The organism is Buttiauxella sp. BIGb0471, from assembly GCF_024807715.1.
In the GTDB taxonomy this organism is placed as follows: Bacteria; Pseudomonadota; Gammaproteobacteria; order Enterobacterales; family Enterobacteriaceae; genus Buttiauxella; species Buttiauxella agrestis.
The window spans coordinates 404,008-420,114 of sequence record NZ_JANUEU010000004.1 but is presented as its reverse complement, the minus strand read 5'-3'; the positions used below and the strand labels follow the sequence as shown (position 1 = coordinate 420,114).

General features: G+C 50.2%; 13 protein-coding genes and 1 pseudogene. 12 read left to right on the top strand and 2 right to left on the bottom strand.

All coding sequences use genetic code 11. The features are described from left to right. Position 1 precedes the first annotated feature (1 nt). From atpB to M2371_RS15760, 8 genes are all read left to right on the top strand, one after another. A complete protein-coding gene (gene atpB, locus M2371_RS15795) occupies positions 2-820 on the top strand; it encodes a F0F1 ATP synthase subunit A (RefSeq protein WP_034499878.1) in 819 nt (272 codons plus the stop codon). A 48-nt stretch (positions 821-868) separates the two neighbouring features. After that, positions 869-1,108, top strand: coding sequence for a F0F1 ATP synthase subunit C (gene atpE / locus M2371_RS15790; RefSeq protein ID WP_000429386.1), 240 nt, complete (start codon positions 869-871; stop codon positions 1,106-1,108). A gap of 61 nt (positions 1,109-1,169) precedes the next feature. Further along, positions 1,170-1,640 (top strand): F0F1 ATP synthase subunit B, encoded by a 471-nt coding sequence (gene atpF, locus M2371_RS15785; protein WP_034499875.1) that lies wholly within the window; start codon positions 1,170-1,172, stop codon positions 1,638-1,640. A gap of 14 nt (positions 1,641-1,654) precedes the next feature. Continuing rightward, a complete protein-coding gene (gene atpH, locus M2371_RS15780; protein WP_172896042.1) occupies positions 1,655-2,188 on the top strand; it encodes a F0F1 ATP synthase subunit delta in 534 nt (177 codons plus the stop codon). Between the two features lie 12 nt (positions 2,189-2,200). Further along, complete coding sequence (gene atpA / locus M2371_RS15775) at positions 2,201-3,742, top strand: F0F1 ATP synthase subunit alpha (protein WP_034499870.1); 1,542 nt, start codon at positions 2,201-2,203, stop codon at positions 3,740-3,742. Positions 3,743-3,792: 50 nt separating this feature from the next. Further along, positions 3,793-4,656 (top strand): F0F1 ATP synthase subunit gamma, encoded by an 864-nt coding sequence (gene atpG / locus M2371_RS15770; RefSeq protein ID WP_034499867.1) that lies wholly within the window; start codon positions 3,793-3,795, stop codon positions 4,654-4,656. A gap of 28 nt (positions 4,657-4,684) precedes the next feature. After that, positions 4,685-6,067 (top strand): F0F1 ATP synthase subunit beta, encoded by a 1,383-nt coding sequence (gene atpD, locus M2371_RS15765; protein ID WP_034499864.1) that lies wholly within the window; start codon positions 4,685-4,687, stop codon positions 6,065-6,067. A 20-nt stretch (positions 6,068-6,087) separates the two neighbouring features. Further along, the gene (locus tag M2371_RS15760; RefSeq protein WP_120063878.1) at positions 6,088-6,507 is read left to right on the top strand and encodes a F0F1 ATP synthase subunit epsilon; all 420 of its coding nucleotides are present in this window, start codon (positions 6,088-6,090) and stop codon (positions 6,505-6,507) included. A 67-nt stretch (positions 6,508-6,574) separates the two neighbouring features. Here M2371_RS15760 and M2371_RS15755 read toward each other — a convergent pair whose 3' ends face one another. Continuing rightward, positions 6,575-8,752 (bottom strand): right-handed parallel beta-helix repeat-containing protein, encoded by a 2,178-nt coding sequence (locus tag M2371_RS15755; protein ID WP_259268125.1) that lies wholly within the window; start codon positions 8,750-8,752, stop codon positions 6,575-6,577. A gap of 338 nt (positions 8,753-9,090) precedes the next feature. Here M2371_RS15755 and glmU point away from each other — a divergent pair, with 338 nt between their 5' ends. Then, entirely contained in the window at positions 9,091-10,461 is a 1,371-nt protein-coding gene (glmU, locus tag M2371_RS15750; protein ID WP_034499856.1) for a bifunctional UDP-N-acetylglucosamine diphosphorylase/glucosamine-1-phosphate N-acetyltransferase GlmU, read from the top strand. A gap of 187 nt (positions 10,462-10,648) precedes the next feature. Then, positions 10,649-12,478: a glutamine--fructose-6-phosphate transaminase (isomerizing) gene (gene glmS, locus M2371_RS15745; RefSeq protein WP_172896044.1), complete on the top strand. Its 1,830-nt coding sequence runs from the start codon at positions 10,649-10,651 to the stop codon at positions 12,476-12,478. A 72-nt stretch (positions 12,479-12,550) separates the two neighbouring features. Here glmS and M2371_RS15740 read toward each other — a convergent pair whose 3' ends face one another. Next, positions 12,551-13,822, bottom strand: a complete 1,272-nt coding sequence (locus M2371_RS15740) for an MFS transporter (protein WP_259268124.1) — start codon at positions 13,820-13,822, stop codon at positions 12,551-12,553. A gap of 319 nt (positions 13,823-14,141) precedes the next feature. On the opposite strand from M2371_RS15740, the pseudogene rluF reads away from it, so the two are divergent. Beyond that, positions 14,142-14,864, top strand: a pseudogene (gene rluF / locus M2371_RS15735) (23S rRNA pseudouridine(2604) synthase RluF); the annotation flags it as partial. A gap of 143 nt (positions 14,865-15,007) precedes the next feature. Next, positions 15,008-16,048, top strand: coding sequence for a phosphate ABC transporter substrate-binding protein PstS (gene pstS, locus M2371_RS15730; protein WP_259268123.1), 1,041 nt, complete (start codon positions 15,008-15,010; stop codon positions 16,046-16,048). Positions 16,049-16,107 lie beyond the last annotated feature (59 nt).

Below are 16,107 nucleotides of genomic sequence, written 5' to 3'. Positions count from 1 at the left end.
CATGTCTGCAGGAGAAATCTCTACACCGCAGGAGTATATAGGCCACCATCTGAATAACCTTCAGTTGGACCTGCGTACTTTCTCGCTGGTTGATCCGCAAAACCCCCCGGCCACCTTCTGGACGCTCAATATTGACTCCATGTTTTTCTCGGTGGTTCTGGGTCTGCTATTCCTGGTGTTATTCCGTAAAGTAGCCAAAACAGCGACGAGCGGCGTACCTGGTAAATTTCAGACTGCGGTTGAAATGGTTATCGATTTTGTTAATGGCAATGTCAAAGACATGTACCATGGCAAAAGCAAGGTCATTGCACCGCTGGCCCTGACTGTGTTCGTCTGGGTATTACTGATGAACCTGATGGACCTGTTGCCAATTGATTTCTTGCCGTTTATCGGCGAGCACATCTTCGGCCTCCCTGCCCTGCGTGTGGTGCCGTCTGCGGACGTGAATATCACCCTGTCCATGGCGTTGGGTGTGTTTATCCTCATTCTTTTCTACAGCATCAAAATGAAAGGCATTGGCGGCTTCACGAAAGAGCTGACGCTGCAGCCGTTCAATCACTGGGCATTTATACCGTTCAACTTAATCCTTGAAGGTGTAAGCCTGCTGTCCAAACCAGTATCACTGGGCCTGCGACTGTTCGGCAACATGTATGCCGGTGAGTTGATTTTCATTCTGATTGCTGGTCTGTTGCCGTGGTGGTCACAGTGGATTCTGAGTGTGCCTTGGGCCATTTTCCACATCCTGATTATTACGCTGCAAGCCTTCATATTCATGGTTCTAACGATTGTCTATCTGTCGATGGCATCTGAAGAGCATTGATTTTACTTACCACTACTGTGTTTTAACTGAAACAAACTGGAGACTGTCATGGAAAACCTGAATATGGATCTGCTGTACATGGCTGCCGCTGTGATGATGGGTCTGGCGGCAATCGGTGCTGCGATCGGTATCGGCATCCTCGGGGGAAAATTCCTGGAAGGCGCAGCGCGTCAACCTGATCTGATTCCTTTGCTGCGTACTCAGTTCTTTATCGTTATGGGTCTGGTGGATGCTATCCCGATGATCGCTGTTGGTCTGGGTCTGTACGTGATGTTCGCCGTCGCGTAGTAAGCATTGCTTAACATATCAAGCAATATCAGAACGTTAACTAACAAAGAGGCATTGTGCTGTGAATCTTAACGCAACAATCCTCGGCCAGGCCATCGCGTTTGTCCTGTTTGTTCTGTTCTGCATGAAGTACGTATGGCCGCCAATCATGGCTGCCATCGAGAAGCGTCAACAAGAAATTGCTGATGGTCTCTCTTCTGCAGAACGTGCCAAAAAGGACCTTGACCTTGCACAGGCCAACGCGACCGACCAGCTGAAAAAAGCCAAAGCGGAAGCTCAGGTGATCATCGAGCAGGCTAACAAACGCCGCTCTCAGATCCTTGAAGAAGCTAAAACCGAGGCAGAGCAGGAACGTGACAAAATCGTTGCACAGGCTCAGGCAGAAATCGACGCAGAGCGTAAACGCGCTCGTGAAGAACTGCGTAAGCAAGTGGCTCTGCTGGCTATCGCCGGTGCCGAGAAGATCATTGAACGTTCCGTGGATGAAGCTGCTAACAGCGACATCGTTGATAAACTGGTCGCTGAACTGTAAGGAGGGAGGGGCTGATGTCTGAATTTGTAACTGTAGCTCGCCCCTACGCCAAAGCAGCTTTTGACTTTGCCGTCGAGCACCAAAGCGTTGATAACTGGCAGCATATGCTGGGTTTCGCCGCTGAGGTGTCTAAAAACGAACAAATAGCAGAGCTTCTTTCCGGCGCTTTAGCTCCGGATACTCTCTCTGCGTCGTTTATCTCCATCTGTGGTGACCAGTTAGACGCCAATGGCCAGAACCTGATTAAGGTGATGGCTGAAAATGGGCGTCTGAAAGTTCTTCCTGATGTTCTTGAGCAATTCGTTCAATTACGTGCAGCCCAAGAGGCTACCGTTGAAGTCGAAGTGACTTCTGCCAACGTATTAAACGAAGACCAGCTTTCGAAAATCAGCGCCGCGATGGAAAAACGTCTGTCACGCAAAGTTAAGCTGAATTGCAAAATTGACAAGTCTGTAATAGCGGGTGTCATTATCCGCGCAGGTGATATGGTTATTGATGGTAGCGTACGCGGCCGTCTTAATCGCCTGACAGACGTCTTGCAGTCTTAAGGGGACTGGAGCATGCAACTGAATTCCACCGAAATCAGCGAACTGATCAAGCAGCGCATTGCTCAGTTCAGTGTTGTGAGCGAGGCTCACAACGAAGGTACAATCGTTTCTGTAAGTGACGGTATCATCCGCGTACACGGCCTGGCCGATGTCATGCAGGGTGAGATGATTTCCCTTCCGGGAAACCGTTACGCCATTGCACTGAACCTCGAGCGCGACTCTGTAGGTGCAGTAGTAATGGGTCCGTACGCTGACCTTGCCGAAGGCATGAAAGTTAAGTGTACTGGCCGTATTCTTGAAGTACCGGTAGGCCGTGGCCTGCTGGGTCGTGTGGTGAACACCCTGGGTGCACCAATCGATGGTAAAGGTCCGCTTGAGCATGACGGTTTTGCTGCCGTTGAAGCGATCGCACCAGGTGTAATCGAACGTCAATCCGTAGACCAGCCTGTACAGACTGGTTATAAGTCCGTCGATGCCATGATCCCAATCGGTCGTGGTCAGCGTGAACTTATCATCGGTGACCGTCAGACAGGTAAAACTGCTCTGGCAATCGATGCCATCATCAACCAGCGTGATTCCGGCATCAAATGTATCTACGTTGCTATCGGCCAGAAAGCATCCACTATCTCTAACGTGGTTCGTAAACTGGAAGAGCACGGCGCACTGTCTAACACTATCGTTGTTGTTGCGACTGCATCAGAATCTGCTGCACTGCAATACCTGGCACCGTACTCCGGCTGCGCGATGGGTGAATACTTCCGTGACCGTGGTGAAGATGCACTGATCATTTATGATGACCTGTCCAAACAGGCTGTTGCTTATCGTCAGATTTCCCTGCTGCTTCGTCGTCCACCAGGTCGTGAAGCTTACCCAGGCGACGTATTCTATCTCCACTCCCGTCTGCTGGAACGTGCTGCGCGTGTTAACGCTGAATACGTTGAAGCATTCACCAAGGGTGAAGTGAAAGGCAAAACAGGTTCCCTGACTGCGCTTCCAATTATCGAAACGCAAGCGGGTGACGTTTCCGCGTTCGTTCCGACCAACGTAATTTCTATTACCGATGGTCAGATCTTCCTGGAATCAACACTGTTTAACGCCGGTATTCGTCCTGCGGTTAACCCGGGTATCTCCGTATCCCGTGTTGGTGGTGCTGCTCAGACCAAGATCATGAAAAAACTGTCCGGTGGTATTCGTACCGCTCTGGCACAGTATCGTGAACTGGCTGCGTTCTCTCAGTTTGCATCAGACCTTGACGATGCGACCCGTAAGCAGTTGAGCCATGGTCAGAAAGTGACCGAGCTCCTGAAACAGAAACAATATGCGCCGATGTCTGTTGCGCAGCAGTCTCTGGTTCTGTTCGCTGCTGAACGTGGTTACCTCGAAGATGTGGAACTGGCTAAAATCGGTAGCTTCGAAGCCGCTCTGCTGGCTTATGTTGACCGTGACCATGCTCCACTGATGCAAGAAATCAACCAATCTGGTGGCTACAACGACGAAATCGAAGGCAAGCTGAAAGGCATCCTCGATTCCTTCAAAGCAACTCAGTCCTGGTAAAGTCTGGCGGCTTGTCTTAGGGCAAGCCGCAAGGCATTGAGGAGAAGCTCATGGCCGGCGCAAAAGAGATACGTAGTAAGATCGCAAGCGTCCAGAACACGCAGAAGATCACCAAAGCAATGGAAATGGTCGCCGCGTCCAAAATGCGTAAAACGCAGGAACGCATGGCTGCCAGCCGTCCTTACGCAGAAACAATGCGTAAAGTGATTGGCCACCTGGCTTTAGGTAATCTTGAGTACAAACACCCTTACCTGGATGAACGCGAAATCAAACGCGTGGGCTACCTGGTGGTGTCCACTGACCGTGGTCTGTGTGGTGGCTTGAACACTAACCTGTTCAAAAAGCTGCTGGCTGACATGAAAGAGTGGTCCGATAAAGGCGTTCAAAGCGAAATCGCAATGATCGGCTCTAAAGGCGTCTCTTTCTTCAACTCTGTAGGCGGCAATATTGTTGCTCAGGTGACTGGTATGGGTGATAACCCTTCCCTGTCCGAGTTGATTGGCCCGGTGAAAGTGATGTTGCAGGCCTACGATGAAGGCCGTCTGGACAAGCTGTATGTTGTCAGCAACAAATTTATTAACACAATGTCTCAGGTTCCTACCCTTACCCAACTGCTGCCGTTACCGCCAGCAGAAGACGGCGAGTTGAAGAAGAAATCCTGGGATTATCTGTATGAACCTGATCCTAAAGCGCTGCTGGACACCTTGCTGCGCCGTTACGTGGAATCTCAGGTTTATCAGGGCGTCGTAGAAAACCTGGCCAGCGAGCAGGCCGCACGTATGGTGGCGATGAAAGCCGCTACCGACAATGGCGGCAGCCTGATTAAAGAGCTGCAGTTGGTTTACAACAAAGCTCGTCAGGCCAGCATTACTCAGGAACTCACCGAAATCGTCGGTGGCGCTTCCGCGGTATAACCAGGTTTACGTATTTAGAGGATTCGAGATGGCTACTGGAAAGATTATCCAGGTAATCGGCGCCGTGGTGGACGTCGAGTTCCCTCAGGATGCCGTACCAAAAGTGTACGACGCTCTTGAGGTTACAAATGGTAAAGACCGTCTGGTGCTGGAAGTTCAGCAACAGTTAGGTGGTGGCGTAGTGCGTACTATCGCCATGGGTACTTCTGATGGTTTGCGTCGTGGTCTGGAAGTTTCTAACCTCGATCACCCAATTGAAGTGCCAGTAGGTAAAGCGACTCTGGGCCGTATCATGAACGTCCTGGGCGAGCCTATCGACATGAAAGGCGATATCGGCGAAGAAGAGCGTTGGGCGATTCACCGTGCTGCTCCTAGCTACGAAGAACTGTCTAGCTCCCAGGATCTGCTGGAAACCGGCATCAAAGTAATGGACCTGATTTGCCCGTTCGCTAAGGGTGGTAAAGTCGGTCTGTTCGGTGGTGCGGGTGTGGGTAAAACTGTAAACATGATGGAGCTGATCCGTAACATCGCGATCGAGCACTCCGGTTACTCAGTGTTTGCAGGTGTGGGTGAACGTACTCGTGAGGGTAACGACTTCTACCACGAAATGACCGACTCCAACGTTCTGGACAAAGTATCACTGGTTTATGGCCAGATGAACGAGCCACCAGGTAACCGTCTGCGCGTTGCGTTGACCGGTCTGACCATGGCTGAGAAGTTCCGTGACGAAGGTCGTGACGTTCTGCTGTTCGTTGATAACATTTACCGTTATACCCTGGCCGGTACAGAAGTATCTGCGCTGCTGGGTCGTATGCCATCTGCGGTAGGTTACCAGCCAACTCTGGCAGAAGAGATGGGTGTTTTGCAGGAGCGTATTACCTCCACCAAAACTGGCTCAATCACTTCTGTTCAAGCGGTATACGTACCTGCGGATGACTTGACTGACCCATCTCCAGCAACCACCTTTGCTCACTTAGATGCAACCGTGGTACTGAGCCGTAACATCGCGTCTCTGGGTATCTACCCTGCGGTAGATCCACTGGATTCCACCAGCCGTCAGTTAGATCCACTGGTTGTTGGCCAGGAACACTACGACACCGCGCGTGGCGTGCAGTCTATTCTGCAACGTTACCAGGAACTGAAAGACATCATCGCCATTCTTGGTATGGATGAACTTTCTGAAGAAGATAAATTGGTTGTAGCACGTGCGCGTAAGATTCAGCGCTTCCTGTCTCAGCCATTCTTCGTAGCAGAAGTCTTTACCGGTTCTCCGGGCAAGTTCGTATCGCTGAAAGATACTATCCGTGGCTTTAAAGGCATCATGGACGGCGAATATGACCATCTGCCAGAGCAGGCGTTCTACATGGTTGGTACTATCGACGAAGCCGTTGAGAAAGCTAAAAAACTTTAACGCCTTAATCGGAGGGTGACATGGCAATGACTTATCACCTGGACGTCGTCAGCGCGGAGAGCCAAATGTTCTCCGGTCTGGTCGAAAAGATCCAGGTAACGGGTAGCGAAGGTGAGCTGGGTATTTTCCCTGGCCACGCCCCGCTGCTCACCGCCATTAAGCCTGGTATGATCCGCATCGTTAAACAGCACGGACAAGAAGAGTATATCTACCTGTCCGGTGGTGTGTTGGAAGTGCAGCCTGGCACGGTAACCGTGCTGGCCGATACCGCAATTCGCGGCCAGGATCTCGACGAAGCTCGGGCCCTGGAAGCGAAGCGTAAAGCGGAAGAGCGCATCCACAGCTCCCACGGTGATGTGGACTACGCTCAGGCTTCTGCTGAACTGGCTAAAGCGATCGCGAAACTTCGTGTTATCGAGTTGACCAGAAAAGCGATGTAACTACCTGCTTGAAAAGACAAATGCCAGCCAGGTTTCCCTGACTGGCATTTTTTTCATCTGAACGTTTTTACTGCTTCGTCAGAAACTCGCCGGTTTTAAATGAACCATCGGCATTACGTTGCAAAGGCACTGGCAACGTCAGCGACTGATAATCTTTAACACTCAGTTGCTTCCCTTCGCTGTTCTCTGTTTTGCCATCACGAATGAAGTAATTACTGCTATCTACGCGCCCGGAAATGGCATCATCATATTTCCCGTCAGTACTGCGCAATGAAATGTTATCGCTGAACTTGCCCTGAGTTTCAGCACTTCCATAAGGGCTTGGACGGAAGATGTAGTTAAAGCGTTGGTTATCGACCGCTACATTATTTGCCACCACCAGCGCACCCGGATTGAAGTTATCGGTAAAGCCATCGAGGTGGTTACCAATAGCAATGCTGTTGTGGATTTCATGTGCGACAGGCTGCCCTTCCCCACCCAATTTAAAACCGTTGCTGGTGTTGTTACGGGCAATTGAATTCTCGATCACCACAACGCCATTCGCGCCGTCTTCAATCTTGTTGAATAAATCATAGCCATCATCAATGTTGTCGTGCGCATAACAACCCTCAAGACGGTTGCCACCCCCGACACGCATTTTCACCGCGAATCCATCTGCGTTGATTTTGCCTGGGTCTTCATTGTTGAAGGATTCAGAATTAACGACGCGGTTGTAGCTTGCCCAAAGTGGACGGCCTACATCGGCTGGCGAAGAAATCTGAATGCCGGTATCGTCATTTTTATAGGCGACGACGTTTTCGATAAGGTTGTTGCTACCCTGCACTCGCAAACTCTTATCGGTGACTTCAATGCCTTTAACATGCCAGTAGTTACCATCGAGCAATAAACCACGAATCACCACTTTGCCGTCAGCTTCCAGGGTTTTCAGTTTGCCTTTTAAACCGCTGTCAGGGGTTGGAATGGTAGTTTGTGGGTACTCACCACTGCTCAGGATGATTTTTCCTCCAGGTTGGATGAGTGATATTGCGCTGGCCAAATCTAATGGTGCTTCTTTTGACCCCTGATTGCTTGAAACCCCATTTGGAGCGACGTACAGCGTAGAGCCATTCAAGTTTTTCACTTGCTCGACGTCAAAGCTCTGGCTGACGGGTGTTTTGGTTTTTCCGCTGGTTGGGGTAAAAGTCACGGTAAAGCTGTTGCGCTCTTTCAGCGTGGTAGGCAGTGAGAACATTTCACCGGCTTTCGCAGCTTTTTCCTGACCGATCACAACTTCGTCGTGACGTACGGTGAAGTTGCCGTCATAGTTAGCGCGTGCCTGTACCACGTATTCGCTGGTGGTGCTCTTTGGTGGCGAAGCAATTTGCATCACTACTGGCCACGCTTTTGGCTCGAACGCAGCTGAGGCTACAGTTTGCGCTGCGCTGGTTTCGAGTGACGCATCACTTACGGTGATTTTTGCATTCCTCGACGCAAAGAAGCCCACGTAATATTGGTTTTTATCCTGAGCGGTAATGATATCGGCGCGTTTCACATTTTCAGAAACCCATGTGTCGCTTCCGGCCGCAGCCCATGAAGTGATAAAACCTTCATTTGTACGCTCGAGTTTCATGCGGAAAGTCGGCATCTTGCTGAGATCTACCGCTTCCTGATAACTTTTACGTGAAATCGTTGAGCCAGTATTTCCCCACGGCTGCGAAATGCCATCACGTGCAATCGCCTGCATTTTGACGCGCGATGCGTCTTTTTTATCCTGCGTCATAATGGCGTTCATCACCATGTTTGACGCCGCCGGGAACTCTTCGTAGCCCTCTTTTAGCGGCTCCTGGCGCGGGTTTCCTAATACATCCCTCACCAGTAAACCAGCACCTTCCTGAGCGGCTGGTTTGGCACCATTTTCAGGGCCAAACTGATCGACGGTCACCGTTGCCTGTAAGACAAAATTCTCACTGGCGGGCAGTGCGGTATAGAAGAAAGTGAGTCCATCGTGAGAGTTCGCAATTTTGCCGCCGCGACTCTCAATGGTTATCGGTTTAGAAAGATCGGCGTTATCAGCTGTAGTGAGTTTTTTGCCATCGATCGTGACGTTATTTACGCCGACTTTTTCAGGCAATACGTTGGATGAAAAGTTAACATCTGTTGATTGCCCAAAAGCAATCGCATGCCAGATGGGCTGTTGCTGTGCTGTTGCCGGTAGCGATAAAGCTACGCCGCAAAGCGTGAGAGCCAGAGGTATTTTTGACGCCATTTTTATTCTCCTTATCAATGTCGGCGTCATTATGTATAAAAATGAAACGTTGTTTCTTTTATGCTTATCACAAAGGCGGATTTTTAAAACAGGAACTACTAATTATGTGGGGTAGCTTTGTTTCAATCTGAAAAGAAGTCTTAATCCATAGAGATATATGGCTTTTGTCATTTCAGAAGTACTTTTTGCGACCTTATCCACCTACAATTGAGCACATGGGCAACTAAAAATCACCGTCGAAGCCTGTTTTTTAGGCATCGCGTTTTTTGTTGCAAAATATGTAGAAATTTCAACGTGAAATCGTTTTACTTCTCTCACAAATTTAAGTCAGGACGCGTATGTCAAACAGTGCGATGAGCGTGGTTATCCTAGCCGCAGGCAAAGGGACCCGCATGTATTCAGACCTCCCGAAGGTGTTACATACCCTTGCCGGGAAACCGATGGTTCAGCATGTTATTGATGCAGCTAATAATTTAGGCGCACAACGCGTGCATCTGGTTTATGGGCACGGCGGTGACTTACTTAAAAACACGCTCAGCGATGGTTCGTTGAACTGGGTTTTGCAGGCTGAACAGCTGGGCACCGGTCATGCAATGCAGCAAGCGGCGCCATTCTTTGCTGATGACGAAGATATTCTGATGCTCTACGGCGATGTACCGCTTATTTCCGTTGAGTCCCTGCAACGCCTGCGTGATGCCAAACCGCAAGGCGGCATTGGTTTGCTGACGGTAAAACTCGACGATCCAACCGGTTATGGACGTATTGCTCGTGAAAACGGCAAAGTTGTCGGTATCGTTGAGCATAAAGATGCAACTGACGAGCAGCGCAAAATTGATGAAATCAACACCGGTATTCTGGTGGCCAATGGCGCGGATCTGAAGCGCTGGCTCTCGAAGCTCGATAACAACAATGCGCAGGGTGAATTCTATATCACCGATATCATCGCCCTGGCACATCACGAAGGCCGCGAAATTACCGCTGTCCACCCGGATCGTTTAAGCGAAGTGGAAGGCGTGAACAACCGCCTGCAACTCTCCCGCCTTGAGCGCGTCTACCAGAGTGAACAAGCCGAGAAACTGCTTCTGGCTGGCGTTATGCTGCGCGATCCGGCGCGTTTCGATATCCGTGGTGAACTGACCCACGGGCGTGATGTGGAAATTGATACTAATGTCATTATTGAAGGCGTTGTGACATTGGGTAACCGAGTGAAAATTGGCACCGGCTGCGTGATCAAAAACAGCGTGATTGGCGATGACTGCGAAATTAGCCCGTATACCGTTGTGGAAGATGCCTCGCTCGCAGCGGCCTGCACCATCGGCCCGTTCGCCCGTTTGCGCCCCGGCGCTGAACTGGCAGAAGGCGCACACGTGGGTAACTTCGTGGAGATGAAAAAAGCGCGTCTGGGCAAGGGGTCTAAAGCTGGGCACCTAAGCTACCTGGGCGACGCCGAAATTGGCGACAACGTGAACATCGGTGCAGGCACCATTACCTGTAATTACGATGGCGCGAATAAATTTAAAACCATCATCGGTGATGATGTGTTTGTCGGTTCCGATAGCCAACTGGTGGCACCGGTCACCGTTGCGCGTGGTGCGACGATTGGCGCAGGGACGACGGTCACCCGTAATGTTGGTGAAGATGAACTGGTTATCAGCCGCGTGAAGCAAACCCATATTCAGGGTTGGCAGCGCCCGGTTAAGAAGAAGTAATTTTTGATTTTCCTTCTCCCTGAATGGGAGAAGGCTGGGGTGAAGGTTGTTCTCGAAAATGACCCGCCCCGCAGTACTACCAAAACTATAACCCCACTCTCTACAAGGCTCGGGGCTCCGGAAAAAACCGGAAAATACAGGTCAGCGACAACACATGGCTTAATGCCATTATCAGGAATCTAATCTTATGTGTGGAATTGTTGGCGCGGTCGCGCAACGTGATATCGCTGAAATCCTTCTCGAAGGACTACGTCGTCTTGAATACCGTGGTTATGACTCTGCGGGCCTGGCTGTAGTAGACGAAAAAGGTCATATGACTCGTTTGCGCCGCTTGGGTAAAGTGAACAAACTGGCCGAAGCCGCAGCAGAAACTGCGCTGCATGGTGGCACCGGTATTGCGCACACGCGTTGGGCGACTCACGGCGAACCATCAGAAGTTAACGCTCACCCGCATGTTTCCGAACATATCGTGGTGGTTCATAACGGCATCATCGAAAACTATGAACCGCTGCGCGAAGCATTGCAGGGGCGTGGCTACACATTCGTTTCACAAACCGATACCGAAGTTATTGCTCACTTAGTCCATTGGGAACTGGAGCAAGGCGGTACTCTGCGTGAAGCCGTGCTGCGCACCATTCCACAACTACGTGGCGCGTATGGCACCGTAATCATGGACACCCGTAATCCGGATGTTCTGCTGGCCGCACGTTCTGGTAGCCCGATGGTTATCGGCCTCGGCATGGGTGAAAACTTTATCGCCTCCGACCAACTGGCACTGCTGCCGGTGACTCGTCGTTTCATCTTCCTTGAAGAAGGTGATATTGCGGAAGTGACTCGTCGCTCCGTAACCGTATTCGATACCAAAGGTGAGCAGGTTAAACGTCCTGATATCGAATCCAGTCTGCAATATGACGCGGGCGACAAAGGCATTTATCGCCACTACATGCAGAAAGAGATCTACGAACAGCCGAACGCGATTAAAAATACCCTGACTGGCCGCATTAGTCATGGCGCTATCGATCTCTCTGAGCTTGGCCCGAAAGCTAACGAAATGCTGTCTCAGGTTGAGCACATTCAGATTGTCGCGTGTGGCACTTCCTATAACTCAGGCATGGTTTCACGTTACTGGTTTGAATCGCTGGCGGGCGTTCCGTGCGATGTCGAAATCGCCTCTGAATTCCGTTACCGCAAATCCGCGGTGCGTCGTAACAGCCTGATGATCACCCTTTCCCAATCTGGTGAAACGGCAGATACCCTTGCTGCACTGCGTTTATCAAAAGAGCTGGGCTATTTAGGTTCGCTGGCGATTTGTAATGTCCCGGGTTCTTCTCTGGTGCGTGAATCCGACCTGGCACTGATGACCAACGCGGGCACCGAAATCGGTGTGGCTTCGACCAAAGCATTTACCACTCAGTTGACCGTTTTGTTGATGCTGGTGGCGAAACTGAGCAGCCTGAAAGGCGCTGACGCAGCAATCGAGCAAGATATCGTGCATGGTTTGCAGGCGCTACCAAGCCGTATCGAGCAGATGCTTTCCCAGGATAAGCGCATTGAAGCGCTGGCCGAAGATTTCTCTGACAAACATCATGCGCTGTTCTTAGGCCGTGGCGATCAGTATCCAATCGCAATGGAAGGCGCACTGAAGCTCAAAGAAATCTCTTATATTCATGCGGAAGCGTATGCGGCGGGTGAGCTGAAACATGGCCCACTGGCGCTGATTGATGCGGACATGCCGGTTATTGTTGTGGCTCCAAATAACGAGTTGCTTGAAAAGCTGAAATCAAATATCGAAGAAGTGCGCGCGCGCGGCGGCCATCTGTATGTATTTGCAGATAAAGATGCAGGCTTCGCCAGCAGCGACAACATGCATATCATCGAGATGCCGCATGTAGAAGAAGTTATCGCACCTATCTTCTACACCGTACCGTTGCAGTTGCTGTCTTATCACGTTGCACTGATTAAAGGCACCGACGTTGACCAGCCACGTAACCTGGCGAAATCAGTTACGGTTGAGTAAGCCGTTTTAAGCTGTCATACAAAATGAAAAAGCCCGGTTGCGCTTAGCACAACCGGGCTTTTTATTGCTAAATCAATTCTCTTCCTGCGTCACCAGTTTTGGTTCTTCAGGGGATTTCAGCAGAACCCACAAGACAATCGCCCCGATAACATCAAACACCGAAAGCACGGCGAACAGCGGGCTGAAACCAACCGTGTCGGCCAGCGCACCCACAACCAGTGCAAACATGGTGCTGGCAGTCCACGCAGCCATGCCGGTGAATCCGTTAGCGGTAGCAACTTCGTTGGAGTCAAACATATCAGAAGACAGAGTAATCAACGCGCCAGACAATGACTGGTGAGCGAAGCCACCAACGCATAACAGTGCAATCGCCACCATTGGACTGCCGAACAAGCCGACCATTCCCGGCAGGATCATAAGCGCCGCACCCATCGTGACCACCAGCTTGCGGGATACAACAATATTCACACCAAACATCTTCTGGAACATACCCGGAAAATAACCCCCAATAATGCAGCCAAAATCGGCGAACAGCATCGGGATCCAGGCAAACATGGCGATATCTTTGAGGTTAAAGCCGTAGGTGTGCACCATAAACAGTGGGATCCATGCATTAAACGTCCCCCACGCGGGTTCTGCCAGGAAACGCGGTAATGCGATACCCCAAAACTTACGTTGTTTCAGCAGGCGGCCAATGCGGACTTTCTCAACCTTTGGTTTCTCAGGCTGCCCATCGGTTATATAGAGATACTCTTCCCGAGACAGTGATTTGGTTTTTGACGGGCGGTTATAGGTGAAATACCAACCAGCTGCCCACAGCACGCTGAAAACACCGACGATAATAAACGCCAGTCTCCAGTCCCTGATATAGATTGCCCACGCAACTAGCGGAGGTGCAATCACCGCGCCAATAGAGGAACCAACGTTGAAATAGCCCACAGCAACCGAACGTTCAGTATCCGGGAACCATTCAGTTACTGATTTCAAACCAGCAGGTATCATCGCACTTTCAGCGAAACCGCCGAGGCCACGGAACATTGCCAGACCTTTCCAGCCAGTCGCGAATGACGCACCAATGCAGAACACGCCCCACATCAGGCCGAAAATGGTGTAACCCACCTTTGTACCCAATGTATCAAGCAGATAACCGGCAATAGGTTGTGCAATGGTGTAGCAGGCCGAGAATGTCGCAATAATGTAAGAATATTGCTGTGTGGTAATGTGCAGATCGCTCTGTAATGTTGGCGCTGCGGCAGAAATAGTATTTCGGGTTAAATAGCAAAGAATGGTGCCTAATGTCACCAGTGACAGCATAAACCAGCGCTTGTGGCCTGTTTTGCGCATAATGAATCCCCGTTTTTCAAGCAATAAGTGGCCTGACCGCTGCAAAGCAGCAGGCAAATAAATAATTCAGAGGAGATAAAAATCAGCGGCGCTTCAGAAGACGTCGAGGATTCTGGTTTGGCCCATCCTGGACTTGTTTTTGTAATGTAGATCACACTATTTGTTGATAATGAACCTGTGTTTCACTTTTATTTGTGATTAATCTCAATTTTTTGTGTGTAATCTACCCCTAACGGGTAATGTATGTGACGTGCGTCACATTTCTTTAAGTAATGAGTTGGTGGTAATTATGCAAGATATGAATGAGACGCACCGCAAAATGCCCATCGATTCCCCGGTACGAATTAATAAATACATTAGCGATAGCGGTATCTGCTCGCGCCGCGAAGCCGATCGCTACGTCGAACAGGGCTATGTTTTTATTAACGGCAGGCAGGTCGGTTTTGGTGCTCAAGTCTTTGCTGGTGATGTGGTGAAAGTGAATGACCAGCTTATTGAGCCGCGAGATGACAACGGCCTGGTGTTGATCGCGTTGAATAAGCCTGTTGGCATCATCACCACGATGAAAAAGAGCGTGCGAGGGAATATCAGCGCTCTCATTGAAGGCGACCAACGTATCTCCCCGATAGGGCGTCTGGATAAAGATTCGCAGGGGCTCATTTTGCTGACCAATCACGGTGATGTGGTTAATAAAATTCTGCGTGCGGGCAACAATCACGAAAAAGAGTATGTGGTTAGCGTCAATAAGCCGGTGACTGACGAGTTTATTAAGGGTTTATGCGCGGGTGTACCCATACTGGGTACGGTGACGAAACAATGCAAAGTGACGAAAGAATCGGACCAAATATTTCGCATCATATTAGTTCAAGGATTGAATCGCCAGATACGCCGGATGTGTAAATATTTCGGCTATGAAGTGACCCGACTTGAACGTGTCCGCATCATGAATATCCATCTGGAAGGGCTGCCGCTGGGGGAATCGCGCTACCTGAGCCGCGACGAACAGGACGAGCTATTGAAACGGATTGAACACTCAGAATCCTGAGTATGACAGCTGGAAATATGCCCCAAAGCGGCCTGTCATAAAACTGTCATAATTCGTACATTTAAATGTCACCAAACTGTCCTATTTTCTATCCTGCAACCACTAAACAACGATTTACGTTCACCTCTGCAGGAGACATTATGAAAGTTATGCGTACCACTGTCGCAACTGTTGTCGCCGCGACCTTATCCCTGAGTGCTTTCGGCGCGTTTGCTGCTGCAAGCCTGACTGGCGCTGGTGCAACCTTCCCTGCGCCGGTGTATGCCAAATGGGCAGATACTTACAATAAATCAACTGGTAACAAAGTTAATTACCAGGGTATCGGCTCCTCCGGTGGCGTTAAACAAATCATTGCTCACACCGTGGATTTCGGCGCATCTGACGCGCCATTGTCTGATGAAAAGCTGCAACAAGAAGGTTTGTTCCAGTTCCCGACTGTCATCGGCGGTGTTGTTCTGGCGGTCAACCTGCCAGGCGTGAAATCCGGAGAGCTGGTGCTCGACGGTAAAACCCTGGGTGACATCTACCTGGGTAAAATCAAAAAATGGGATGACGAAGCTATCGCTAAACTCAACCCAGGCATGAAACTGCCACAGCAGAACATTGCGGTTGTGCGTCGTGCTGACGGTTCCGGTACTTCCTTCGTCTTCACCAGCTACCTGGCGAAAGTGAACGAAGAGTGGAAAACTAAAATCGGTGCAGGCTCAACGGTAAACTGGCCGACGGGTCTGGGCGGTAAAGGCAACGACGGTATCGCCGCGTTTGTTCAGCGTCTGCCAGGTTCAATCGGTTATGTTGAATACGCTTACGCTAAGCAAAACAACCTCGCTTATACCAAACTGGTTTCAGCTGACGGTAAACCAGTAGCGCCTTCTGAAGAGAACTTTGCAAATGCTGCAAAAGGTGCGGACTGGAGCAAATCATTCGCTCAGGATCTGACAAATCAGAAAGGTGACAGCGCGTGGCCAATCACGTCTACCACCTTCATTCTGATTCACAAAGAGCAGAAAAACCCAGAGCAAGGCGCTGAAGTGCTGAAGTTCTTCGACTGGGCTTACAAAGACGGTGCAAAACAGGCGAGTGACCTGGATTACGCTGCCCTGCCAGACGCTGTGGTTGAACAAGTTCGTGCAGCATGGAAGACCAACGTGAAAGACCGCTCCGGTAAGGCGCTTTATTAATTAATGAAAATGGCGGATGGCGCGAATGCTTATCCGCCTTACAACTGCTTTTCGTAGGT